A 22,814-nucleotide genomic window follows, 5' to 3' on the forward strand; every position below is an offset into this window, starting at 1 on the left:
CTCAGAATCCCAGCGTGTAGGTCAGGCCGATGGCGCCGGCGCCGAACAGCAGCCAGCACAGCAGCATCAGCGCCAACGCGCGCCCGTAGTTCAGCCGCGGCACGCTGGGGAACAGCCGCGGCAGGGTCACGTTCCAGCAGAGCATCACGCCCAGCGCGGCGATCAGCACGCCGACGGCCCAGACGCCCAGGTAAAGCGCCAGCTGTTCCATCACTTCACGCGGCTGACGTATTCACCGGTACGGGTATCGACCTTGATGATCTCTTCCTGTCCGACGAACAGCGGCACGCGCACGACAGCACCGGTTTCCAGCGTGGCCGGCTTGCCGCCCGTACCGGCGGTATCGCCCTTCACGCCCGGGTCGGTCTCGGTGATCTGCAGCTCGACGAAATTCGGCGGGGTCACCTGGATCGGGTTGCCGTTCCACAGGGTCACCACGCAGTCTTCCTCACCCTTCAGCCACTTTTCGGCGCCGCCCATGCCGGCTTTGTCGGCCTGCACCTGCTCGAAGGTTTCCTGCTGCATGAAGTGCCAGTATTCGCCGTCGGAGTACAGGTACTGCATGTCGGTATCCACCACGTCGGCCGCTTCCACCGAGTCGGTGCTCTTCATGGTGATTTCCTGCACGCGGCCGCTCTTGATCAGGCGGTACTTCACGCGGGTGAACGCCTGGCCCTTGCCCGGCTTGACGTATTCCGTGTCGTTGATGATCGCCGGTTCGTTGTTGATCAGGATCTTCATCCCGTTCTTGACGTCGTTCATGCCATAACTGGCCATGCATGTGCTCCTGGGGTAAGGCGTACCCGCCGCGCAGGGCGGCCGGCCGGATAGAATGGGAGACCCGCCGGACCCGGCGGGTGCTTGTTTTCTGGCCCGACATGATAACCGCAGCCCCCGAACCCCGACAGCCCGTCCCGAGGCCCGCACCCCGCTGGCAACAGGCCTGGCGCGATGCCGTGCGCGACCCGCGCGAGCTGCTGTCGTCGCTGGGGTTGGATGCACTGGCCGGCCGCGTCTCGGACGACGCGACCGCGCAGTTCCCGCTGCGCGTGCCGCGCGGTTTCGTGGCCCGCATGCGCCATGGCGATCCGCACGACCCGCTGCTCCGCCAGGTATTGCCGCTGGACGACGAAATGCGTCCGGCCACCGGCTATGGCCTGGATGCCGTGGGCGATGGCGCGGCCAGAACGGGGACCGGCGTGATCCAGAAATACCGCGGCAGGGCGCTGCTCGTGGCGACCGGCAGTTGTGCGATCAATTGCCGGTACTGCTTCCGCCGCCACTTCCCCTATTCGGACGAGACCGCGGCACGCGAAGGATGGCGGGAAGCCGTGGCGCTGATCCGCGCCGACACGGGCGTGGAAGAAGTACTGCTGTCCGGCGGCGACCCGTTGTCGCTGTCGAACGCCAGACTGGCCGAGCTCACCGACGCGCTGGCGGAGATTCCCCACCTGCGTCGCCTGCGCATCCACAGCCGTCTGCCGGTGGTGCTGCCCGAACGCATCGACGATGGCCTGCGGGCCTGGCTGGCTGGCTTGCCGTGGCCAGTGACCCTGGTCGTCCATGCCAACCATGCCAACGAGTTCGACGACAGCGTCGACGCAGCACTCGGGCGCCTGCGCGGCGCCGGTGTGCACCTGCTGAACCAGGCGGTTTTGCTGCGTGGCGTGAATGACGATGTCGAGGCGTTGGCGGACCTCAGCGAGCGCGGCTTCGCGGCGGGCGTGCTGCCCTACTACCTGCACCAGCTGGACCGGGTGGCCGGCGCGGCGCATTTCGAGGTCGACGACGCGCGGGCAAAGGCGCTGCATGCGGCACTGGCCGCCCGGCTGTCCGGGTACCTGGTGCCGAGGCTGGTACGGGAAGTCGCCGGCGATACCGGCAAGCGCCCGCTGTGACCCACCGACGGCAGGCCATGTCCGCATCTGCGACGCCTGCATTGGACTCACCTGCCGCGTTCAGGTATTAAACGCGCACCCCTCGCGGACACGCTGCATGCAGATCGGCAAAGACACCACACTACGACTGACCCTGGTGGACGACAGCGCGGAGGACGCGGAAGCCATCGTCTCCACGCTGCGCAATGGCGGCATCGCCGTGCGCCCCCTGCGACCGCTCGACGCAGCGGAACTGGGCCAGATGGTGACGGCACAGCCCATGGACCTGCTGCTGGCCTCGCGCACGGCCAAGGGCATCCCGCTGGCCACCGTGCTGGGCCAGGTGGATGCCAGCGGCAAGGACATCCCGGTCATCGTGCTGGCCGACGCGATCAGCGAAGCCGAGTTGCTGGCCGACCAGGCCGCCGGCGCGCGCGCGATCGCGCTGCGCGGGCGCCCGGAACACGTGCTGACAGTGCTGCGCCGCGAATGGGCCGACCTGGACGCACGCCGTTCGCAGCGCCGGCTCGAAGGCCAGATGCGCGAGACCGAGCGTCGCTGCGACGCCTTGATCTCGTCCTCGCGCGACCCGATCGCCTACATCCACGAAGGGATGCACATCCGGGCCAACGACGCCTACCTGGAAATGTTCGGCTTCGAGTCCTTCGAGGATGTCGAAGGCCTGTCGCTGCTGGACCTGGTGGCCCCGCAGTACGTCAACGACTTCAAGGCCCTGCTGAAGAAACTCAGCAAGGGCGAGCCGCCGCCGGCCCGCTTCGAACTGGAGGCGCGCAGCATCGATGGCGACAGCTTCCCGGCCACGTTGGAGTTCGCCACCGCCACCTACGAGAGCGAACCCTGTGTGCAGGTGGTGTTCCGTCGGCGCGAGGAGTTCGACCCGGAACTCGCGCGCGAAGTCGAAGACCTGCGCCAGCGCGACATGGTCACCGGACTGATGAACCGTCCCACCTTCCTGCGCGAGCTGGAGAATGCCGTGGCCCAGGTGGCCCGCGGCGAAGACCAGTACGCGCTGCTGCTGGTCGAACCGGACCACTACCAGCGCCTCCTGCAGGACATCGGCATCGATTCGGCCGACGACCTTGCGGCCGCGCTCGCGGCGCGCCTGGCGGAAAAACTCGACGACCAGTGCACCGCCGCACGCTTCGGCGAGCGCACCTTCGCCGTGCTGCTGCGGGGCAACCACGCCCACTCCGCCGCGCTGGCCGACAAGCTGCGCGCTTCGTACGCCTCGCACGTGTTCAACGTGGGCGAGCGTTCTGCCTCGGTCACCGCCAGCATCGGCGGCGTGCAGATCGGCGAGAAGATCGCCAGCATCGGCCAGGTGCTCACGCGCGCCACCGACTGCCTGCAGACCGCCACCAACCTGGGCGGCAACCGTTTCGAGATCTTCGACCCCGGCGCCGTCGACCGTGCCGAGGAAGAGCGCGTGCAGAACTGGATCAAGCGCCTGCAGGAAGCCCTGCAGGACGGCAGTTTCCGCCTGCACTTCCAACCGGTGGTGAGCCTGCAGGGCGAACCCGGCGAAGTCTACGAGGCGCTGCTGCGCCTGGAGTCCAATGGCGAAACGGTGCTCCCGCAATCCTTCATCGGGATCGCCGAGGACAACGGCCTGCTCGATGCCATCGACCGCTGGGTGGTGAACCGTGCCATCGAGGTGCTGGCCGAGCGCAAGCGTGCTGGCCACGACACCCGCCTGGTGGTGAAGGTCAGCCCGGCCTCATTTGCCGACAACCGCCTGCTCGACCTCATCGCCCGGGAACTGGCCGCACATGACGTGCCCGGCAGCCGGCTGTGGCTGCAGACGCCCGAGGCCAAGGTCTTCACCCACCTCCGCCAGGCGCAGGCGTTCCAGTCGGCGGCGGCCAAGCTGGGCTGCCAGGTGGGCCTGGAACATTTCGGCGCGGGCCTGGATTCGTTCCAGTTGCTGTCGCACTTCCAGCCGACCTTCCTCAAGATCGACCGCGTCTTCAGCGAAGACCTGGGCAAGAACACCGAGCACCAGCAGAAGATCCGCGAGATCGCCGAGCGCGCACAGGCGCTGGGCATCCTGACGGTGGCGGAACACGTGCAGGACGCCGCCACCATGGCCTTCCTGTTCACCGCCAGCCTGGACTACGTGGAAGGCAACTTCCTCGCAGCGCCCGGTCCGGCGATGAATTACGACTTCAGCTGACATGGCTCCTCCCTCTCCCCGCAAGTGGGGAGAGGGTGACTGCCTCGCCGTGCGTGTGCCTTGAAGAAAACGACGCGCTTGTATCCTTCTCCCCGCCTGCGGGGAGAAGGTGCCCGAAGGGCGGATGAGGGGCGCTCTTGGCGCCGATCCTTCCGAAGCGCAGCGACCGCAGGTTGATCGAATACTGGATGTCCACGGACAACTTCCTCCTCCTGCTGCGCCTGAATCAAGCCAGTTGCTCCCCTGCCGTGCAGGAAGAAGCAAACAAAAAAACCCGCCAGAAGGCGGGTTTTTTGTTCAAGGTTCACTCCCTGGTCGCTCAGGCCATCGTGCCCTGCTGTGCGCGCAGGGCGGCGATGCGCTGCTCCAGCGGAGGGTGGCTGAGGAACAGCTTCTTCATGCCCTGGCCGATGCCACCGGCGATGCCGAAAGCCTCCACCTGCGCCGGCAGCGTGCTCGGACTGTGCTGCCGGCCCAGGCGCTCCAGCGCAGCGATCATCTTCTGGCGGCCGGCCAGCGTGGCGCCACCATGGTCCGCACGGAATTCGCGGCGGCGCGAGAACCACATCGCGATCATCGTCGCGAACAGGCCGAACACCACTTCCAGCACCATCACGATGATGTAATAGCCGAAGCCGCGTCCACCGCCCTCGCGGTTGCCCGACAGGAAGCCATCGACGATGCCGCCCACCACGCGGGCCAGCACGATGACGAAGGTGTTCAACACGCCCTGCAGCAACGCCATGGTCACCATGTCGCCGTTGGCGACGTGGGAGATCTCGTGGCCCAGCACCGCTTCGGCTTCGTCCTGGTTCATCGAACGCAGCAGTCCCGTGGACACCGCCACCAGCGCATTGTTGCGGTTGGCACCGGTGGCGAAGGCGTTGATTTCCGGTGCGTCATAGACCGCGACTTCCGGCATCCCGATGCCGGCGGCCTGCGCCTGGCGCCTCACGGTGGCCACCAGCCAGCGCTCCAGGTCGTTGCGCGGCTGTTCGATCACCTGCGCGCCGGTCGCGCGCTTGGCCATCCACTTCGAGGTGAGCAGCGAGATCAGCGAACCACCGAAGCCGAACACGGCCGCCATCACCAGCAGGCCGCCCATCTGGTTGGGATTGACGCCCAGCAGGGACATCACGAAGCCCGCCAGCACCAGCACGGCCAGGTTGGTGGCCAGGAACAATGCAACACGCGTGAACAAGGTTTGTATCTCCGGGGGACGTGCACAGACAGACGCTAACGTCGCAGAATTGTGGCTGCCGCCCCGCGAATTCAAGCGGCTGGCTGACTGTGCGGTTCAGTTTTCCTCCCTCTTCCGACGAATGACCACGACCGATCCCTCCCCCGTGTACCGCGGGCGCTTCGCGCCTTCGCCCACCGGCCGCCTCCACTTCGGTTCGCTGGTGGCTGCGCTGGGCAGCTGGCTACTGGCCCGCCACCATGGCGGCGAGTGGCTGGTACGCGTGGAAGACCTCGATCCGCCGCGTGAAGTGGCCGGTGCCGCGCAGGCGCAACTGGACACGCTGGCCGCGTTCGGCATGGCATCCGATGCGCCCGTGGTCTGGCAAAGCACGCGTCACGACCTGTATGCCCAGGCCCTGTCGCGCCTGGTCGCAGAGGGCCTGGCCTTCGAATGCCGCTGCAGCCGGAGCGCGCTGGCCGACGCGGGTGGCATCCATCGCGCCTGCGTGGCGAACGACGCCCATCGCATGCCGGCCGTGAGGTTGCGGGTGCCCGATGGCGCCCATGTCGCGTTCGAAGACGGCTTGCAGGGCACGGTACAGCAGGCGGTCGATCGCGAGGTCGGCGATGTCGTCCTGCGCCGCGCCGATGGCTTCTGGGCCTACCAGTTGGCCGTGGTCGTGGACGACGCCGACCAGGGCATCACCGACATCGTGCGCGGGGCGGACCTGCTGGACTCCACCCCGCGCCAGATCCTGTTGCAGCGCGCGCTGGGTCTGCCCACGCCGCGCTACCTGCACCTGCCGCTGATCGTCGATGCGCAGGGACAGAAGCTGTCCAAGTCGATGGCGTCGTTGCCCATCGACGATGACGACCCGCTGCCCGCGTTGCTGGCCGCCTGGCAAGCGCTGGGCCAGCCGGTGGAGACGCTGGCGGGCATCGGCAACATCACCGGCGCGATGCAGGCCGCCAGCCGCGGATTCCGCCCCGAACGCCTGCCGAAAGTGACATGCATGACCTTCGCTGCATCGCACAACAAGCCTGTCGCGGGCGCTGTCTAGAATCGGGTGGCCGTCGGCTTGCGGCGGTACAAGGAGATTCCCCACATGACATCGCGCGTCGTCCTGGTCACCGGCGGCACCGGAGGTATCGGTACCGCCATCTGCAAGAAGCTGGCGGACATGGGCCACAAGGTCGCCACCAATTACCGCAATGAAGAAAAGGCCCTCGCCTGGCAGGCGCAGATGAAGGCCGATGGCTACGAGATGACGCTGGTCAAGGGTGACGTGACCTCGCCCGACGAAGCACAGGCGATGGTGAAGGAGCTCGAACAGACGCTCGGCCCGGTCGAAGTGCTGATCAACAACGCCGGCATCACCCGCGACGGCACCTTCCACAAGATGTCCTCGTCGCAGTGGGGCGATGTCATCAACACCAACCTCAACTCGGTGTTCAACGTCACCCGCCCGGTGATCGAGGGCATGCGCGACCGCAAGTGGGGCCGCATCATCCAGATCAGTTCGATCAACGGCCTGAAGGGCCAGTACGGCCAGGCCAATTACGCCGCCGCCAAGGCCGGCATGCACGGCTTCACCATTTCGCTGGCGCGCGAGAACGCCAAGCTCGGCATCACCGTCAACACGGTGTCGCCCGGCTACGTGGCCACCGACATGGTGATGGCCGTGCCGGAGGAAGTCCGCGCGAAGATCGCCGCCGACATTCCCACCGGCCGCCTCGGCAAGCCCGAGGAAATCGCCTACGCGGTAGCCTTCCTGGTGGACGAACAGGCCAGCTGGATCACCGGCTCCAACCTGGACATCAACGGCGGCCACCACATGGGCTGGTGAGACCGGGGCGGTGCCATCGGCGCCGCCCTGCCCGCTCCACGCGGCCCGCGCCGCGCGTCCAACCCGCCGCATGTTGCGCAGCATTTTTTCCTTGGCTGAACAGGGGCTCCCTGCCTTGTGGCCTGTTGCAAGGGCTGCTGCGCTGCGTCATGCTGACTCATACGCGTTTAGAGTGAATGCTCAATGGCTGCGATCCGCATCATCAAGAAGTACCCCAACCGCCGTCTGTACGACACCGAGATCTCCAGCTACATCACCATCGAGGACGTGCGCCAGCTGATCGTCGATGGCGAGGATTTCGAAGTCCGCGACGCCAAGAGCGGCGACGACCTGACCCGCACCGTGCTGCTGCAGATCATCAGCGAGCAGGAACAGGACGGCGAACCGGTACTGTCCACCCAGCTGCTCAGCCAGATCATCCGGTTCTACGGCGATTCGCTGCAGGGCTTCATGGGCAACTACCTGGAGCGCAGCATGCAGTTGTTCATGGAACAGCAGCAGCAGTTCCGCAGCCAGATGGGCAGCATGCTGGGCCAGACGCCGTGGACCATGATGAACCAGCTGACCGAGCGCAACATGGAGTTGTGGCAGGAGTTCCAGCGCAACCTCAGCGGCGGCATGGGCCGCCCGACGACGGTCAAGCCGAAGGATCCGCCGCGCGAAACGCCGAAGACGCGCGCGCGCTGAACCACTCCGTAGTGAAACCCGGCCCGCGCCCCGTTGCGCGGGCCTTTTTTTGACCTCGCGACACAGGGATTCCGCATGACGCAACGCATCGCCGTGGTAACCGGCGGCCTGGGGGGCTTGGGCCTGGCGATCTGCCAGGCACTGGCGCGCACCGGCCGCAGAGTGGTCGCCGCCGACCTGCCCGCCTCCGGCGAACAGCTCGACCGTTTCCACGCGCAGACCGCCGGGCTCGATGTCGAAACCGCCACCGTCGACGTGGCCGACTTCGATGCCTGCGCCGCACTCGTGCGCGATGTCGAAGCCCGCCACGGCGCGCTCGACATCCTGGTCAACAACGCCGGCATCACCCGCGACGCCACCCTGCGCAAGATGGACAAGGCGCAGTGGGATGCCGTGATCGGGGTGAACCTGGACAGCGTGTTCAACCTCTGCCGCCATGCCGTGGACGGCATGCAGGCGCGCGGGTTCGGTCGCATCGTCAACATCAGTTCTGTCAGCGGCCAGACCGGCAATTTCGGCCAGGTGAACTACGCGGCGGCGAAGGCCGGCCTGCACGGCTTCTCGATGTCGCTGGCGCGCGAAGTGGCGCGCAAGGGCGTTACCGTCAACAGCGTCTCGCCCGGCTACGTGGAAACGCCGATGACCAGGGCGATGCCCGATGACGTCCGCGACCGCACCGTCGCCGCAGTGCCGGTGGGTCGCATCGGCCAGCCGGACGACATCGCGCGCGCGGTCGCCTTCCTCACCGCCGACGATGCCGGCTACATCACCGGCGCCAACCTGCCCGTCAACGGCGGCCTGTTCATGAGCTTCTGAACAGGAAGCCGCGTCCCCGTCTTCCCGCTCCCTGCGAATCAACACGCACCTTCGACAAGGAATCCCGCATGAAACTGACCCCTCCCACCTTCGGCGTCTGGCTGATCGCCCTGCTGCTGGGCACCGGCGGCATCGCCGCCAAGTTCGGCTATGTGCCGGTGCTGGCCCCGCATGCGTTCTGGCTGGTGGTGGCCGGGTTCGCGCTGCTGGTGCTCTCCACGTTGTTTGCCAAGCTCTGAGCAACCGGGCCATGCTCCCGACGTCGCTCGTCGGGAGCCGTCCGTGGAACTGATCGCGTGGTTGCTGGGTGAGGCGTGGGCAAAGCCCCGCCTGCTGGTTTCCCTCCTGCTCGGGATCGGCGCCGGCGCGGGCCTGTACCACCTGACCGGCAAGCAGCCTTCGTCCGCCGCGATGGCCGCGGGCTGCGCGCTGCTGGGCCTGCTCATCGGCTTCGTGCTGGAATACCTGCGCGAGCCCCCACGCGATACGACGGACTGACTGCTACTCCATCTCGAAGCGGTCGAACGCGATCTCCAGCGTCTCGAACAATGTATCCGCCACGGTCGCATCCATCGGCGAGGTACGGTAGGCCGCGGGGCGCGCACGCACGAAGCGCCAGCGCAATACCGGGTTGCCTTGCTCGTCCAGCAGCGTCACGCTGATATCGCGCCGGGCGTCGCCGCCGTTGCGCGCTTCGTTCCACCACTGGTACCACGACAACGAACCGGTCACGCCACGACGCAGCACGAGATCGTCGTAGTGCGTCAATGTGGAAAGCTTCATCGATTCGCTGGTCTTGTCGTTCCCGCTGCGGTACTCGTTGAGCTGCAGCCGCGCATCGGGGAACACCACTTCGGCCACGCCACTGCCGGGACCGTCGTCACCGGTGCCGAGGTCGACGAGGAAGTTCATTCCGGGATAGGGGCGATCACGTACGTTGGGCATGGCAAGGGTTCCCAGGGTGAGAGGAATGCCGGCCACCGGACAGGAACCGGCGCCGCTCCCTTGGGCAACGTGCGGACGTGCCGCCAGCGGTCAGCGGCAGGCCACCGGAGATCGCATGCCGATGCCGGTATCCGGACGTTCATCGCTCGAAGCCCACCCCCCGGGCCATTCCCTCACGCAGGCAGGCATCGCCCGCCGCCGCGCAAGCCTCGGGGGGGGCGCAGGTTCCGGAGCCGCGCATGCCACCTCCGCACGCTCGCGCTCCGGGCTCAGGCGCCGCCGGCCCCGCCCGCCTGCGCGATCCAAAGCCGGTTGCCGTCCGGATTGTGGATGCGGAACTCGCGTATGCCGCAGAACGGGGTGCCCCGGTCGGGGATGTCCAGGCCGTTCGCACGCGCCTGCGCATGGAAGGTTTCGATGTCGCGGGGGTAGAGATAGAGCACCGCGTTGCGCGGCGTATCCGGGGTCACGCCGATCGACTGGTTCAGCATCACCCGGCAGTCGCCCCAGCGCAGCTTCGCCCTGCCCCCGTCGTCGCGGCGGTCTTCGACGGCGAAGCCCAGCTTCTCGTAGAACGCGATCGCCTGCGCAGATGGCGGACGGGTTGCATGGGGATGATGCGGGGCGACATGGGGAGTCACTCCCGAGAAGGAGGTGGCGATCGGACAACGCTCACCCCCGCAGGATGGGTTGAGCCGAAGGCGATACCCGCCGCGCATGCCCGTCAACGAAGACCAGAGATGGGTATCGCCTTCGGCTCAACCCGTCCTACGGAATGCACTACTCGCCTTGCTCCGCTGCCCACACCACGTCGACGCCATCGGATTCACCCACCGCCGTGCGCAGCAGCGCGACGAAACCAGCGCTGGCACCGAGGCTTTCCAGTGCATCGATGGCGGTGTGTTCCACGTAGTAGTCCTGGTCCCTGGATGACTCTTCTTCCATGTGGTCGACCAGCAGCTGGAAATCTTCCTGCGAGATGCTGCCCAGCGTGCGGCCACTGTCCTTTTCCGACAAACGAATGCTCATGCGGTCTTCCCTTCCTCGAACGTTGGAGTGAATGTCAGCGTGGGGCGCCGTCGGTGCCGTTGCGCAGGAAGGTGGCCAGGCCACCCAGCTGCAGGCCCTGCACCTTGTCCACGACGGGCGCGAACTTGGTCATGTCATCCGGCGTGTAGCCGCCGACGCGATACCACAAGGTGATGCGGGTGCCGCCGTTCTCTTCGACGAAGCGCCATTCCAGTGCGCCGTGCAGGCCCATGCCCTGCAACGGACCGAGGCCGCCGGTCATGCGCAGCAGCTTGCCGGGATCGGTGAAGGTGACCGTCATGTGCCACGCCTGCTGCGCGCCGTTGATCTCGCAGAAGCAGCCGCCGGCCTTGTCGCTGATGGACAGCCTGGACGCATCGCCCCACCAGGTATGGTCGGCGGGCCACCAGCGGCCGACATCGTTCACCAGCGCGGTGTAGGCCGCCTGCGGGGCGACAGGCACCCACTCCGCGTTTTCGAGGGTGAAGCCGTCCGGCTGCGCGTCCTTGATCGCGGCCTGCGCGGGCGCGGCAACGCACAGCGCCACCAGCAACAGCGCTGACGGGAGCGACGTCATGGCGCGGCGCCTTCCTTGCAGAAGCGCTGGCGGTATTCCATCGCCTTGGGCATCAGCGCGGTGAGGTTCTGGATGCGCGTGCCGGGATTGGGATGGGTGGAGGAAAACTCCGGCGGTGCCTGCCCGCCGCTGGCCTCGCTCATGCGCTGCCACAGCGGCACGGCTTCCTGCGGATTGAAGCAGGCGGCGGCAGCCAGCATCAGGCCCACTTCGTCGGCCTGCGTCTCGTGCTCACGTGCATACGGCAGCAGGTAGCCGTACCCCATCGCGGCCATCACCATCTGCTGCTGTTGCGGGTCCATGCCACTCATCGCGCCGGCCATCTGGCCGATCTGGGTGAGCTTCTGCTGCGACATGCGCTGCGCGCCATGGCGCAGCAGCGCATGGGCGATCTCGTGGCCCATCACCACCGCTACCGCATCGGCGTTCTTCGCCACCGGGATCAGGCCGGTGTAGACGGCCATCTTGCCGCCCGGCAGGCAGAAGGCATTCGCCTGGTCGGACTGGATGACATTGACGTCCCACTCGAAGGTCTTCCAGTTGCCGCTGGCCTGGGTGCCCTTCTCCTGCGCGATGGCGGCTTCGACTTCCGGGATCTTCGCAATCAGGCGTTGCGCGATTGTGCGTACCTGCTGCGCGATCTGCGAATTCGGATCGACCGGCTGCTCCTGCGACAGTATCTCCTGGTAGGCCTGCAGGCCGAGCGCCTTCTCTTCTTCCACGCCGATGGAACCGTCGATCAGCACCTTCTCGCCGGTGTAGGGATCGACCACGCGATTGTTGAGGTAGTAGCACCCGCCATAGACCAGGAAGCCCAGCAGGATCAGCCAGCGGATGTTGCCCAGTCCGCCGCCGCGCCGCCCGCCGCCCTGCCCGTACTGCGAGCGTCCGTTTGGATCTTGCCTCATCACCCTCTCCCTGGCGGCTAGATGCCGCGAACGACGCGGAAGCCCACCCGCGCATTAGTCATATCCGAATCCGAGGACGAACGCCACGCGGCACGTGCCTGCGCCGGCGAACTGGCCCAGGACCCGCCGCGCACCACCCGTGACCGGCAGCCGGGATTGAACCACGCCGCCCCATCCGCCGGGGCGCGCCGGTAGCTGGCATGCCAGCAGTCCGCGACCCATTCGCTGGTGTTGCCATCTAGGTCCTTCAGGCCGAAGGCGTTGGTACGGAAGCGCCCGACTGGCGCCGGGCCCCAGTAACCGTCGCCGTAACCGACGAAGGCGTTGTTCCAGGTGCGCCCGCTCGGCGAGCGGTCGTTGCCCCCGGTCAGGTTGGCCACGCCGCGCGGGGGCTGTCCGCTGCCCCAGGGATAGCGGCCCTGCCGGCCGGCACGCAGGGCGTATTCGTACTCGGCCTCGCTGGGCAGCCGGTAGCCGTGCCCGGTCTGCCCGGCCAGCCATTCGGCGTAGGCCTCGGCGTCGTACACGCTGACGTGCAGCACCGGCATGTCGTCGCTGGCGGGCTGTCCGGTGTAGTCCGAGCGCCAGTCCACGCCGCTGCGACGCACGAAATTGCCGCTGCGTTCGTCGTAGACGATGGAATGGCCGCGGCGCGTGGCGCGTGGACGGTACTGGGTGGCTTCCACGAAGCGGCGGAATTCGCCCACCGTCACCGGGTGCCGCGCCATCGCGAACCCGCGATCGAAACGCACGTAGTGGGCGGGCTTCTCGGCATCGGCGGCATCTTTTTCGTCCTCGCCCGCGCCCATGCTGAAGCCACCGTGCGGCACCACCACCATCGCGGGCCCCCGGCCACCATGGTGCAGCGCGTCGGTGAACGCCTGGCCCGGACGGAACAGGCCGTAGTGCGTGGCCAGGTCGATGCGCTGGCGGAAATCGGCCGCCACGCGGTTGCCGGGCTCGGCGATGCGCAACACCTCGGCCAGCTTGACGCGTGCCTCCTTCAGCCCGAGCGGCGTCGCCATGTCGCGCACGCCGGCATCGCGCAGTTCGGCGATGCGCGCCATGCGGATGGCTTCCACGCGCACGCGCGCATCGGCCACGGTCTGCGCGTCCTCGCGGACCTTGGCGGCGTGGTCCAGCCAGAGGCGCGTGGTGTCGAAGTCGCTGGCCAGCGCGGCTTCTTCCGCGCGGCGGATCATGGCGCTCTCCACGGCGGCCAGCCCCTGCATGGCGCGCGGCTGGCCCGGCTTCCACTTCAGCACTTCGCGGAAACCCGCCAGTGCGCCGCCGCCGTTCTCGCCCAGCGTGCCTTCGCGCAGGGCGCGTTCGCTGGCCACGTTCAGGCGGGTGAGCTGATCGGCCTCGTCCACCCGCGCGAGATAGGCAACGACCGCCGGATCGGCCGGGGCCACGGTACGCGCCACGGCGGCGATCTGCCGTGCGCGACGGAGGGCCTCGGTGCGGTCCTCGGCATGGCGCATCACCCGCGCGCCCTGGTCCAGCAGGCGATCCAGGCTGCGGCCGAGGCCGGTCTTCGCGCGCGCATCGCCGGCATCGAGCCGTTGTAGTGCGAGGTACAGCGGGATCGCGTCGTCCGGCCCATCGAACAGGCGGCCTTCGGACAACGCACGCGCCGCACGCCGGTGTGCGTCAGCGGCATCGCCGGGCACCAGGGCCACGGCGGGCGGGCGCCAGTTCAGTTCGTCCACGCCGCTGTCATCGCCCGTCACCGTCACGCTGGGCATGCGTACGGCATCGGCGGCGGCACCCGCTTCGTCCGGCGTCGCCGCATCGCGCGAACACGCGGCGAGCCACGGCAGCGAGATCAACAAGGCGGCAAGGATCGCGCGCAAACACCCTCCGTGATGGGAGCCAGCAGCCCCCGTGAGAGAATGCCGGCAGACACTACCGGCAGACGATACGGGCTGAGCCCGGACCTTAGGTTATTGTCCCCTGACTGAGCAAACCACGCATCACGCGGAGATTTCGTGCCCCACTGGATCGACACCCCCACCGCGCTGGACGCGCAGCTGCAACGCCGGCCCACGCGGATCGGCCTGGATACCGAGTTCGTGCGTGAACGCACCTATTGGCCGCAGCTGGCGCTGGTGCAGATCGCCATCGACGACGACGTGCTGCTCGTCGACCCCCTGGTGCCGGGCATGACCGATGCGCTGAGGCCGTGGCTGCTGGACACCACGATCACCAAGGTCATGCACAGCGCCAGTGAAGACCTGGTCGCGTTCAAGTTCGCCTGCAATGCGTTGCCCACGCCGTTGTTCGATACGCAGATCGCCGCTGCCATCGGCGGGGTGGCCGCCGGTCTGGGCTACCAGAAGCTGGTGGAACGCATCACCGGCGTCGTGCTGCCCAAGGGCGAGACCCGTTCGGACTGGCTGCGCCGCCCGTTGAGCGAGTCGCAACTCCACTACGCCGCCGACGATGTGCGCTATCTGTTCGCGGTGCACGACGCGCTCCGGACCGGACTGGCATCCAGTGGCCGCCTTGCGTGGCTGGAAGAAGACTGTGCCCGCTTCGTGGAGAACGCGGCGCACGACGAGGGCGAACGCTGGCCGCACCTGTCCATGCGCAGCGCGCAGTTCCTCGATGCCGACGCGCAGCGGCGGCTGGTGCGCCTGCTGCGCTGGCGCGAAACGCAGGCCCGCGCCAGCGACAAGCCGCGCAGCTGGATCCTGGACAACGAGCTCGCGGTGGGCCTCGCCCGTACGCCGCCGGTGGACAAGGCGGCGCTGCTGCGCCTGTTCGACACCCAGCCCAAGGCGCCCCGCAAACTGGCCGACGCCATCTGGCAGACGCTGTCCACGCCGCTGGACGACGAAGCCGGCATGCCGCTGGCGCGCAACGCCACCGATGGCGACAAGGCACAGGTCAAGCGCCTGCAGGATGCGGTGTCCGCCCGCAGCGCCGAACTCGGCCTGCCGGACGGCGTTCTGGCCTCGCGCCGGTATCTGGAGGCGCTGCAGGAATCGGGCCAGTGGCCCGCCGCCCTGTCGGGCTGGCGGCGCGGCGAACTGGAGCCCACGCTGGCGCCCATCCTGGCCCGCTCGGGCTTGGCACAGGAAGCGGCCGCGGGCTAGAATGGCGCCGCTCTTGTGGGGCCATAGCTCAGCTGGGAGAGCGCGTCGTTCGCAATGACGAGGTCGGGAGTTCGATCCTCCCTGGCTCCACCAACATTCAAAGCCCCGCTTCGGCGGGGCTTTCTGTTTCAAGGACTCAACCGATCCGACAGTGGGTGCGGACGGCCCTCGTGCAAGCACCGATACGCAGCCCCACCTATGTTTTGGCTTAAGCCGAACTTATGGAAAACGAGCCGCAAACATCCGTGTCCAGCTGACCAAGAAGATCGCCGCAACAACCCTACCCAAGGATCGCCCCTACGAAGTCAGGGACGCGCTGGTGCGTGGTTTGCTGCTTCGGGTGCAGCCCGCTGGACACAAGGTCTTGGATCGTCACCTAGACCCACGGAAAGCGTCGTACGCTGGGGTCCGTTCATAAGCTCGGATGGAACTCATGTCCGGCCGCAAACATCACTACCTACCCCAGCTCATCCAACGCCCGTTTGCCTACCGCCAGAAGGGCAAGGAGTTCTATGTCCATGCACACCATCGGACCAGAGGGCGATTCACACCTAACACCAGCGGGCTAGGCAAGGAGCTGGATTTTTACGGCGACCCGAACGACACGAGCCTGGACGACGCCATTACCCAAGGCGAGGGAGCGCTGGCCGCAACCGTGCAGGCCATCAACCGGGGGGACGCCGTGCCCCCCATGGACTTGGCGACCCTCATCTGTGCACTGTCGTTCCGCACGAAGTCCATGCGTGAAGCGCTGGCGGGGCTGTTCCCTGCGCTTCTTGAAGCGCTGCGCTTGAAGCTGCTCGATCCCATGCGCATTCGTCGTGATCTTATGGCCAGCCTCACGGACCCCAAGGAGCAAAAGCGCCTCATCAACGCAGAGGTGAACAAGCGCTTCGGCCATGCGCATCGAGAGCAGCGTACCAAGATCTATGGCTTCATCAGCTCGCAGTGGAAGTCCTATGTCGCGACCAACGAGGCTCAACTGGTTGCCGAAGCTTGGGGAATGGTGCATGCATTTCTGTCCAGAGCCCGCACTGAAGCAAACACCATCGCTGACGACGCGTACTTGAAAGCGCTAGCTAAGGATCCGGCAATGCCCATACGTGCTAACCGTATGGCCACCGACATGGTGTTTGACCTAGTAGACACCCAGTCTGACGAGTTCTTCATCCTAGGCGATTGCGGCCCCGTTGCAATGTTCTCTGACGGAAAGCCCAGGCTAGTGCTGGGCGCGATCTCCAATGATGTGGCAACGGAGGCAGTGTATCTCCCTGTCTCGCCAACAAGATGCATCATCGCCAGGCTGCCAACTTCAACGACGCACCTAAGCGTGGAAGACATCAACCGCATTAGCGCATCCCTGTCATTAGAGTTCTTCATCAGCGACCGCGACACAGGGTGCGGGCTGAATGAACTTCGGGCAGCCATCGGCTCGCTGGTCCCCATCGAAACCGAGGAAGAAATCATCCTAGCCCTGAGCCAACCGAACGACTGAGCTTCCCTTGCGCCCTGCTGATCCTCTGCTAGCCTGATTTCGTCGGTCAGACAACGACATTCCTTCTGATGGACCCGAAGCACTGATAAACAGGCATCAACCGCCACCCATCAGCATCCCAGGACCATTAGCTCAGAGGACCAGGCGATTGGCTCTCCGGCCCCTTACACATGGGCGCAAGGCGCGAGAACTTCGGGCATCCAGATGATCCAAAAGGACTTAACCCCGTACGACTGAATGGTTAGGCGTCATTCGCAATGACGAAGCCGGGCGTTCGATCCTCCCTGACCCACCAAAACACCCGAAAGGCCAGGCGTACGCTTGCCCTTTCTTGTTGCCAATCCTGCAGCGCCGGCCTTGCCCCCAAAGAAAAAGCCCGCCGGCACGGGGCCGACGGGCTGGGAGAGCAAAGTATCGCGTGAATCAGAACTTGTAGCTGACGCCCAGCAGGTAGCTGCGGCCCCACTCGACGTATTCCAGCGGACGGTCCTTGGTGCCGGCGTAGGTCTGGTAGGCCTCGTCGGTCAGGTTGCTGGCCTGGAACAGCACGCTCAGGCCGCTGAGCGCATGCCCGTCCGGGAACGAGTAGCTGACCTGCGCGTCGGTAATGTTCTCGCCGACCACGTAGCGCAGCGTGCGGTTGCCGTTGAAGTTGCCGATCTCACCGATGAAGTCCGAACGCCGACGCTGGTTGATGCGCGCCTCGAAGCCATTCTTCTCGAAGTACACCGTCAGGTTGTAGACCCGCTTGGACAGGCCCGGCAGATCGATATCGCCTGCACCCACGCTGGACGCACTCTCCGGGTCGCGGATCTGGATGTTGCTGTCGTTGAACGTGGCACTGGCCACCGCACCGAAGCCCTGCAACGCATCGCTGAACATGTCGAACGGCAGCGATGCCGACAGCTCCAGGCCCTGCAGCGTGCCACCCTCGCCGTTCACCGGCCGCGAGTAACTGCCCGTCGGGTTGACACCTACGCCCGGGAAGTTCGGGTGCGGCGGGATGTCGGACGTGTAAGCGGACAGGTCGTAGAACGGATCGGTCTGCGTGTAGATGTAGGTCTGCAGATCCTTGTAGAAATACGCCGCGGCCACGTACGCCTTGGTGCCGAAGTACTTCTCGTACGACACGTCGAACGCATACGCCCGCCACGGATCCAGCATCGGATTGCCGCCGCTGGCGAAGCTGTTGCGCAGGCCGGTGCCGTTGTTCTGGTCCGGGCCGTCGGACGCCGTCACTTCCAGCGAGGCGCGCAGCTGGTCCACGCGCGGGCGCGCCACCTGTTTGGCCAGCGCGACACGCAGGGTCTGGTCGTTATCGAAACCAAACGCCAGGTTCATGCTCGGCAGCACGTCGGTGAAGGTCTTGCCCATGTGGATGGGCTGCGGATTGCTGCCGCCACTGAGCCTGATCGCATCGGAAGCCTGGTCGACGTGCTGGACCTGCACGCCGGCATTGCCGCGCACGCTGACGCCGCCCCACTCGGTGTCGATGTTGCCGCGGATGTAAGCGGAGCTGGTCTTCTCCCTGACATCCCACGACTTCGCGACGAGATACGGAGCGATCGCGTTCGGGCTGAAGATCATGTAGCGGGCAACTGCTTCCGGAACGTTCCAGGAGGGGATATAGCCGATACCGGCGAAGCCGAGGTCGACCGGACGGTACTGCAGGTCCGACGCAATGGTCGTGTCGCCCTGCGGGCCGCGGTCGATGTTGCCTTCGGGCTGACGCTTGTTCTTCTCGCGGTCGGCATAGTTCAGACCGACATCGATGTCCGTGAAGAAGGCTGGCGCGGGAAATGAGGCCGCCAGCTTCGCCGTCCGAAGCTCGTCGACCACCTTGGGAGCCTTGCCGTAACCAGATCCGTAAATCGTGTTGGTCAGGTAAAGCGAATTCGGATCGGAGTAGTCGCGGCCCGGATTGATCTGCGAGAAGCCGTTGTTGCGGATCTGCAGCTGCAGGGTGTCGAACTGCGGGAACGGCAGCATCTGCGTATTGTTCTCGAGATTGAGTTCGTCGCGCTTGGCACGCGACCAGCCTACGTCGGCGATGATGCGCACCTGGCCCGTCGTGAACTCGTTGTTCCATCCAAAGGCATTGATCTCGTCTTCGCGACGGTTGTACATGCCGCGCACCAGCGGATACACGTTGCCGACCGTGCCCCCGGTAAAGGTGTTATTGCCGTTGATGCTCGGATTGGTGACGATCAGTCGGATCTTGTTCGGATCATTCGTGCCGTTGTAGTCGCCGATATGGACTTCGAACTGATTGGCTGTATCGACCTGCTCGGCTTCCGAATGAAACAGGTCCAGCGTGCTCGTCCACGCATTCGACGGACGGAACTGCACCGTGGCCATCACGCCATCACGCTTGGTTTCGCCGGTACGGCGCAGCGCCTTGATGCCGTCGGAATAGAACGTGCCGGCCGGCACGCCCGGGCGCCAGTTGTCGCCGATGGCCTGCCACGGCTCATACAGGCCCACCTGGTTTTCCTGGATCGGCGTGGTGGTGTGCGAATACCCGATCGAGAAGCCGAACGTGCGCGCTTCATTCTGGGTGATGTAGCTGGCATTGATGCGCTCGCCGTAGGCGGACGCATCGGCCGCCGCGCCGAGCGAATTGCGCTGGCCGCGCACGCCGACGGTGCCTACCGGCGCATCGAAGCTCAACGGGCGCACGGTCTGCATGTCGATGGTGCCCGACAGGCCCTGGCCGATGAGGCCGGCATCGGGCGTCTTGTACACCGTCACGCCACCGACCAGCTCGGACGGATACTGGTCGAACTCGACGCTGCGGTTGTCGCCGGTGCTGACCATCTCGCGGCCGTTGAGCAGCGTGGTGGAGAAGTCGGGCGACAGGCCGCGCACGCTGATCACCTGCGCGCGACCCGCGACGCGTTGCGCGGCCAAGCCGGGCAGACGGCCGATGGATTCGCCGATGCTGACATCCGGCAGCTTGCCGATGTCTTCGGCGGATACCGCCTCGACGATGGAGGTGGAATCGCGCTTGACCGAAATGGCGCTCTCGATGCCGCGGCGGATGCCCGTCACCACCACGGTGTCCAGTTCGGTGGCCTCGGCTTGCTGGTTCTGTTCTGCGGCGGTTTCGGCGGTCTGGGCCTGTACGCCCGTCGCGGTGAGCGCGATGGCGGACGCCAACGCCGCGCTCAGCAGGTTGCGCTTGAGTTGCATGTTCCCCTCTCCAAGGACGTTGTATGCGATGAACCGGGTGCGTCGCACGATGCGATCGCCCGGGTCTGCCACGCCAGGGGCAGGTGCCCCGAAACGTGCGGCAATGGTAGTGGCGCACGCAGCTGCACAATCCGCGCTGCATACGTATTCATGCATATTCCACGCCGTGATGTAACACGCGTTCCGCGCGCACGGTCGACCGCGCACATGCACGATGCAAGGCATCGCCGCAGTCGTTCAGGCAACAGGTCTCCGCATGCGCAACGCGGTCATGGGGGTGCGCGTGAAAGGCGCGAGGGACGTGGATGTCCGCTGCTGTCAGGGCCGCAGCAGGAAACCCAGCGGCACTTCGATGCGGTCGCGCCAGGCGGCCTCGTTGTGGGTGGCGCCCAGGTAACGGTGGCTCAGCAGATCCGTGCCGGGACGATACCCACGCGCCCGCATCACACTGTCGACACGCTGCTGGTAGGGCTCGTACATCGCGTCGATGGCTTCGGTGCCATAGTCGAAGTAGAAGCGGTTGCCGCCGGGCGCAGGCAGGTGCTGCGCCAGATAGCCTTCGACGATGCCACCGGCGATCGGCCAGTGCGTGGATACGCACCCTGCCCCGCCGAACACCCGCGGGTACTCCAGCACCGCATACGCGGAAATCAGACCGCCCATGCTGGACCCCATCGCGAACGTGTCCGCCGGGCCGGTGAGCGTGCGGTACTGCGCATCGATGAACGGCTTCAGCTCGGTGACGAGGAAGGCGAGATAGTCGTCGGCGATGATCTCGGCCGTCGGAAACGGCGGATCGCCTGGCGTGGGAATGAACGTCTCGCCGTGGATGGCCTTGCGCGGCATGTATTCCTGCAGGCGCTTGGGCGTGTTCCATACGGCGACAACGATGGCCGCGCGCGCATGTCCGTTGGCGATCAGGCGCGTCATCGCCTCGTCCACGCCCCAGTCCACGCGGGTGTAGGACGTCGACGGGTCGAATACGTTCTGCCCATCGTGCATGTAGAGCACGGGATAGCGTGTGCCATCCGCTTCCGTGTAGCCCGGTGGCAGCCAGACGTCCACGTTCCTCGCCGCGACATGGCGGGAAGGGAACTGCGCGTGGCGCAGCAGCGTGCCGGTGACGCCCTCGCCCGTCACCGCCTGCGCGGCGGCGATGGAGGCTGCGCGCTCCTGCGCCTGCGCGATGAACGACGCGGCCAGCAGCAACAGCGCGATCCCGATCCTGCCCAGGCATATGCCCATCGCCGCGTCCCGTTGATTCAGTCGATGAGGGCGTAGTACACGCCGCGGGGCGGGAGCATGAGCCCGCCATCCTGCAGGGTGCCGGACGGCAGGCCGTGGCTGTCCACCGCACGCGGCACGATGCCCCCCGGCAATGCCCACGAGGCCTCCTGCGACGACAGGTTGAACACCACCAGCATCGCCGCGCCCCCGGTCTCGCGCACGAAGGCAAGCACCGGCTCGGGGGCATCCAGGAAGCGGATGCTGCCCACCCGCAATGCAGGCTGGCTGCGTCGCCACGCGAGGAAGCGCCGCACCTGGTTGAGGATGGAGCCGGCATCGGCTTCCTGCGCGGCGACGTTGATCGCGCGGTGTTCCGCGGGGATCGGCAACCACGGATTGCCGTGGCTGAAGCCGGCCTGCTCGCCACCGTTCCACGGCATCGGCGTACGGCAACCATCGCGGCCCTTGAAGTTCGGCCAGAACGTCTTGCCGTAGGGATCCTGCAATGCTTCGTAGGGCACATCAGCTTCGGGGAGCCCGAGTTCTTCGCCCTGGTACAGGCAGACCGAGCCGCGCAACGAACACACCAGGGCGACCAGCTGCGCCGCCAGGGCCGGCGACGCATCACCGTTGCCCCAGCGCGTGACCGCACGCTGGACGTCGTGGTTGGAGACCGCCCAGCAGGGCCAGCCTTCGACCATCGCGGCTTCCAGCCGCTCGACCGTGTCGCGGATGTAGGCGGCGCTGCCGTCATCGGTCAGCAGTTCGAAGCTGTAGCCCATGTGCAGGCGCTGGTCGCTGACGTACTCGGCGGTGGTGGCCAGCGAGTCCTCCGACGAGATTTCACCCAGCGCGGCCGCGTCCGGATAGCGGTCCAGCAGGCCGCGCAAACGCTCCAGGAACGGGATGTTCTCCGGCTGCGTGTTGTTGAAATAGTGGTACTGGTACGCGTACGGATTGTCGGGGCTGAAGCCGCGCCCCACCCGCTTTTCCTTCGGCTTGGGTGGGTTGTCGCGCAGTTGCGCATCGTGGAAGCAGAAGTTGATCGCGTCCAGCCGCAGGCCGTCCACGCCCTTGTCGAGCCAGAACTGCACATTGTCCAGCGTGGCCTGCTGCACCGCCGGATTGTGGAAGTTCAGATCGGGCTGGCTGGCGAGGAAGTTGTGCAGGTAGTACTGCTCGCGGCGCGGCTCCCAGCGCCAGGCCACGCCACCGAACAGCGACATCCAGTTGTTGGGCGGTGTGCCGTCTTCCTTCGGATCGGCCCACACGTACCAGTCGGCCTTGGGGTTGGTGCGGTTCTCGCGGCTCTCCTTGAACCACGCGTGGTCCACCGAACAGTGACTCAGCACCTGGTCGATCATCACCTTGACGCCCAGTGAGTGCGCCTTGGCGAGCAGGCGATCGAAATCGGCCAATGTGCCGAACAGCGGATCCACATCGCGGTAGTCGGCGATGTCGTAGCCGAAGTCCGCCATCGGCGACTTGAAGAACGGCGAGATCCAGATCGCGTCCACGCCCAAGCCGGCGATGTAGTCGAGCTTCTCGACGATGCCCGGCAGGTCGCCCACGCCATCCCCGTTGGTGTCCAGGAAGCTGCGGGGGTAGATCTGGTAGATCACCGCGCCACGCCACCAGTTGTTCTTCGTCATCGATGCACCCGTCCGCAATGCGCGGCACACCCCTCCGGTGCGCTCGGCGGGCGCCACTATTCCACGAGCCACCGGCATGTGTGAG

General features: G+C 66.3%; 22 protein-coding genes and 1 tRNA gene. 11 read left to right on the forward strand and 12 right to left on the reverse strand.

Features of this window, described 5'->3' with window-relative positions; genetic code table 11:
- Nucleotide 1 precedes the first annotated feature (1 nt).
- Together WBN46_RS01595 and efp are read right to left on the reverse strand one after the other, a co-directional pair.
- Nucleotides 2-211 carry a hypothetical protein gene (locus WBN46_RS01595; protein WP_142125174.1) on the reverse strand — a complete coding sequence of 70 codons (210 nt, stop codon included), beginning with the start codon at nt 209-211 and terminating at the stop codon, nt 2-4.
- Nucleotides 211-777, reverse strand: a complete 567-nt coding sequence (efp, locus tag WBN46_RS01600; RefSeq protein WP_192200898.1) for an elongation factor P — start codon at nt 775-777, stop codon at nt 211-213. The genes WBN46_RS01595 and efp overlap by 1 nt, the downstream gene beginning before the upstream one ends.
- A 101-nt stretch (nt 778-878) precedes the next feature.
- On the opposite strand from efp, the gene epmB reads away from it, so the two are divergent.
- Both epmB and WBN46_RS01610 read left to right on the forward strand, forming a co-directional pair.
- Nucleotides 879-1,898, forward strand: coding sequence for an EF-P beta-lysylation protein EpmB (gene epmB / locus WBN46_RS01605; protein ID WP_337730043.1), 1,020 nt, complete (start codon nt 879-881; stop codon nt 1,896-1,898).
- A gap of 97 nt (nt 1,899-1,995) precedes the next feature.
- Nucleotides 1,996-4,071, forward strand: coding sequence for an EAL domain-containing protein (locus WBN46_RS01610; RefSeq protein ID WP_337730044.1), 2,076 nt, complete (start codon nt 1,996-1,998; stop codon nt 4,069-4,071).
- Between the two features lie 319 nt (nt 4,072-4,390).
- Here WBN46_RS01610 and htpX read toward each other — a convergent pair whose 3' ends face one another.
- Nucleotides 4,391-5,272, reverse strand: a complete 882-nt coding sequence (gene htpX, locus WBN46_RS01615) for a protease HtpX (RefSeq protein WP_337730045.1) — start codon at nt 5,270-5,272, stop codon at nt 4,391-4,393.
- 121 nt (nt 5,273-5,393) lie between these two features.
- Between htpX and gluQRS the strand changes: the two genes are divergently transcribed.
- The 6 genes from gluQRS (at nt 5,394) to WBN46_RS01645 (ending at nt 9,101) form a co-directional block, all read left to right on the forward strand.
- Nucleotides 5,394-6,314: a tRNA glutamyl-Q(34) synthetase GluQRS gene (gene gluQRS / locus WBN46_RS01620; protein ID WP_337730046.1), complete on the forward strand. Its 921-nt coding sequence runs from the start codon at nt 5,394-5,396 to the stop codon at nt 6,312-6,314.
- 45 nt (nt 6,315-6,359) lie between these two features.
- Complete coding sequence (gene phbB / locus WBN46_RS01625; RefSeq protein ID WP_192200893.1) at nt 6,360-7,100, forward strand: acetoacetyl-CoA reductase; 741 nt, start codon at nt 6,360-6,362, stop codon at nt 7,098-7,100.
- A gap of 183 nt (nt 7,101-7,283) precedes the next feature.
- Nucleotides 7,284-7,787, forward strand: a complete 504-nt coding sequence (gene phaR, locus WBN46_RS01630; protein WP_142125167.1) for a polyhydroxyalkanoate synthesis repressor PhaR — start codon at nt 7,284-7,286, stop codon at nt 7,785-7,787.
- Nucleotides 7,788-7,862: 75 nt separating this feature from the next.
- Nucleotides 7,863-8,603 (forward strand): acetoacetyl-CoA reductase, encoded by a 741-nt coding sequence (gene phbB, locus WBN46_RS01635; protein ID WP_192200892.1) that lies wholly within the window; start codon nt 7,863-7,865, stop codon nt 8,601-8,603.
- Between the two features lie 68 nt (nt 8,604-8,671).
- Nucleotides 8,672-8,842: a hypothetical protein gene (locus WBN46_RS01640; RefSeq protein WP_337730047.1), complete on the forward strand. Its 171-nt coding sequence runs from the start codon at nt 8,672-8,674 to the stop codon at nt 8,840-8,842.
- 43 nt (nt 8,843-8,885) lie between these two features.
- Nucleotides 8,886-9,101, forward strand: coding sequence for a hypothetical protein (locus tag WBN46_RS01645; protein ID WP_337730048.1), 216 nt, complete (start codon nt 8,886-8,888; stop codon nt 9,099-9,101).
- A 3-nt stretch (nt 9,102-9,104) separates the two neighbouring features.
- Here the strand turns inward: WBN46_RS01645 and WBN46_RS01650 are convergent, their stop codons facing one another.
- The 6 genes from WBN46_RS01650 to WBN46_RS01675 all read right to left on the reverse strand — a co-directional run bounded on the left by WBN46_RS01650 (nt 9,105) and on the right by WBN46_RS01675 (nt 13,810).
- Entirely contained in the window at nt 9,105-9,548 is a 444-nt protein-coding gene (locus WBN46_RS01650; RefSeq protein ID WP_337730049.1) for a phage tail protein, read from the reverse strand.
- Between the two features lie 269 nt (nt 9,549-9,817).
- Entirely contained in the window at nt 9,818-10,189 is a 372-nt protein-coding gene (locus WBN46_RS01655) for a VOC family protein (protein WP_337730050.1), read from the reverse strand.
- A gap of 139 nt (nt 10,190-10,328) precedes the next feature.
- Nucleotides 10,329-10,577 (reverse strand): hypothetical protein, encoded by a 249-nt coding sequence (locus tag WBN46_RS01660; protein ID WP_337730051.1) that lies wholly within the window; start codon nt 10,575-10,577, stop codon nt 10,329-10,331.
- 34 nt (nt 10,578-10,611) lie between these two features.
- Complete coding sequence (locus tag WBN46_RS01665; protein ID WP_337730052.1) at nt 10,612-11,154, reverse strand: SRPBCC domain-containing protein; 543 nt, start codon at nt 11,152-11,154, stop codon at nt 10,612-10,614.
- Complete coding sequence (locus WBN46_RS01670) at nt 11,151-12,062, reverse strand: M48 family metallopeptidase (protein ID WP_192200883.1); 912 nt, start codon at nt 12,060-12,062, stop codon at nt 11,151-11,153. The genes WBN46_RS01665 and WBN46_RS01670 overlap by 4 nt, the downstream gene beginning before the upstream one ends.
- 17 nt (nt 12,063-12,079) lie before the next feature.
- Nucleotides 12,080-13,810 carry a formylglycine-generating enzyme family protein gene (locus tag WBN46_RS01675; protein ID WP_337730857.1) on the reverse strand — a complete coding sequence of 577 codons (1,731 nt, stop codon included), beginning with the start codon at nt 13,808-13,810 and terminating at the stop codon, nt 12,080-12,082.
- Between the two features lie 243 nt (nt 13,811-14,053).
- On the opposite strand from WBN46_RS01675, the gene rnd reads away from it, so the two are divergent.
- The 3 genes from rnd (at nt 14,054) to WBN46_RS01690 (ending at nt 16,658) form a co-directional block, all read left to right on the forward strand.
- Entirely contained in the window at nt 14,054-15,163 is a 1,110-nt protein-coding gene (gene rnd, locus WBN46_RS01680) for a ribonuclease D (protein ID WP_337730053.1), read from the forward strand.
- A gap of 17 nt (nt 15,164-15,180) precedes the next feature.
- Nucleotides 15,181-15,256: transfer RNA gene (locus tag WBN46_RS01685), tRNA-Ala, on the forward strand.
- A gap of 340 nt (nt 15,257-15,596) precedes the next feature.
- Nucleotides 15,597-16,658: a DUF4238 domain-containing protein gene (locus tag WBN46_RS01690; protein WP_337730054.1), complete on the forward strand. Its 1,062-nt coding sequence runs from the start codon at nt 15,597-15,599 to the stop codon at nt 16,656-16,658.
- A 423-nt stretch (nt 16,659-17,081) separates the two neighbouring features.
- Here the strand turns inward: WBN46_RS01690 and WBN46_RS01695 are convergent, their stop codons facing one another.
- From WBN46_RS01695 to WBN46_RS01705, 3 genes are all read right to left on the reverse strand, one after another.
- Entirely contained in the window at nt 17,082-19,850 is a 2,769-nt protein-coding gene (locus WBN46_RS01695) for a TonB-dependent receptor (RefSeq protein WP_337730055.1), read from the reverse strand.
- 318 nt (nt 19,851-20,168) lie between these two features.
- Complete coding sequence (locus WBN46_RS01700; RefSeq protein WP_337730056.1) at nt 20,169-21,095, reverse strand: alpha/beta hydrolase-fold protein; 927 nt, start codon at nt 21,093-21,095, stop codon at nt 20,169-20,171.
- A 17-nt stretch (nt 21,096-21,112) separates the two neighbouring features.
- The gene (locus WBN46_RS01705) at nt 21,113-22,729 is read right to left on the reverse strand and encodes an alpha-glucosidase family protein (RefSeq protein WP_337730057.1); all 1,617 of its coding nucleotides are present in this window, start codon (nt 22,727-22,729) and stop codon (nt 21,113-21,115) included.
- Nucleotides 22,730-22,814: the final 85 nt, after the last annotated feature.

This window comes from Pseudoxanthomonas sp. CCNWLW251, assembly GCF_037402255.1.
Taxonomy (GTDB): domain Bacteria; phylum Pseudomonadota; class Gammaproteobacteria; order Xanthomonadales; family Xanthomonadaceae; genus Pseudoxanthomonas_A.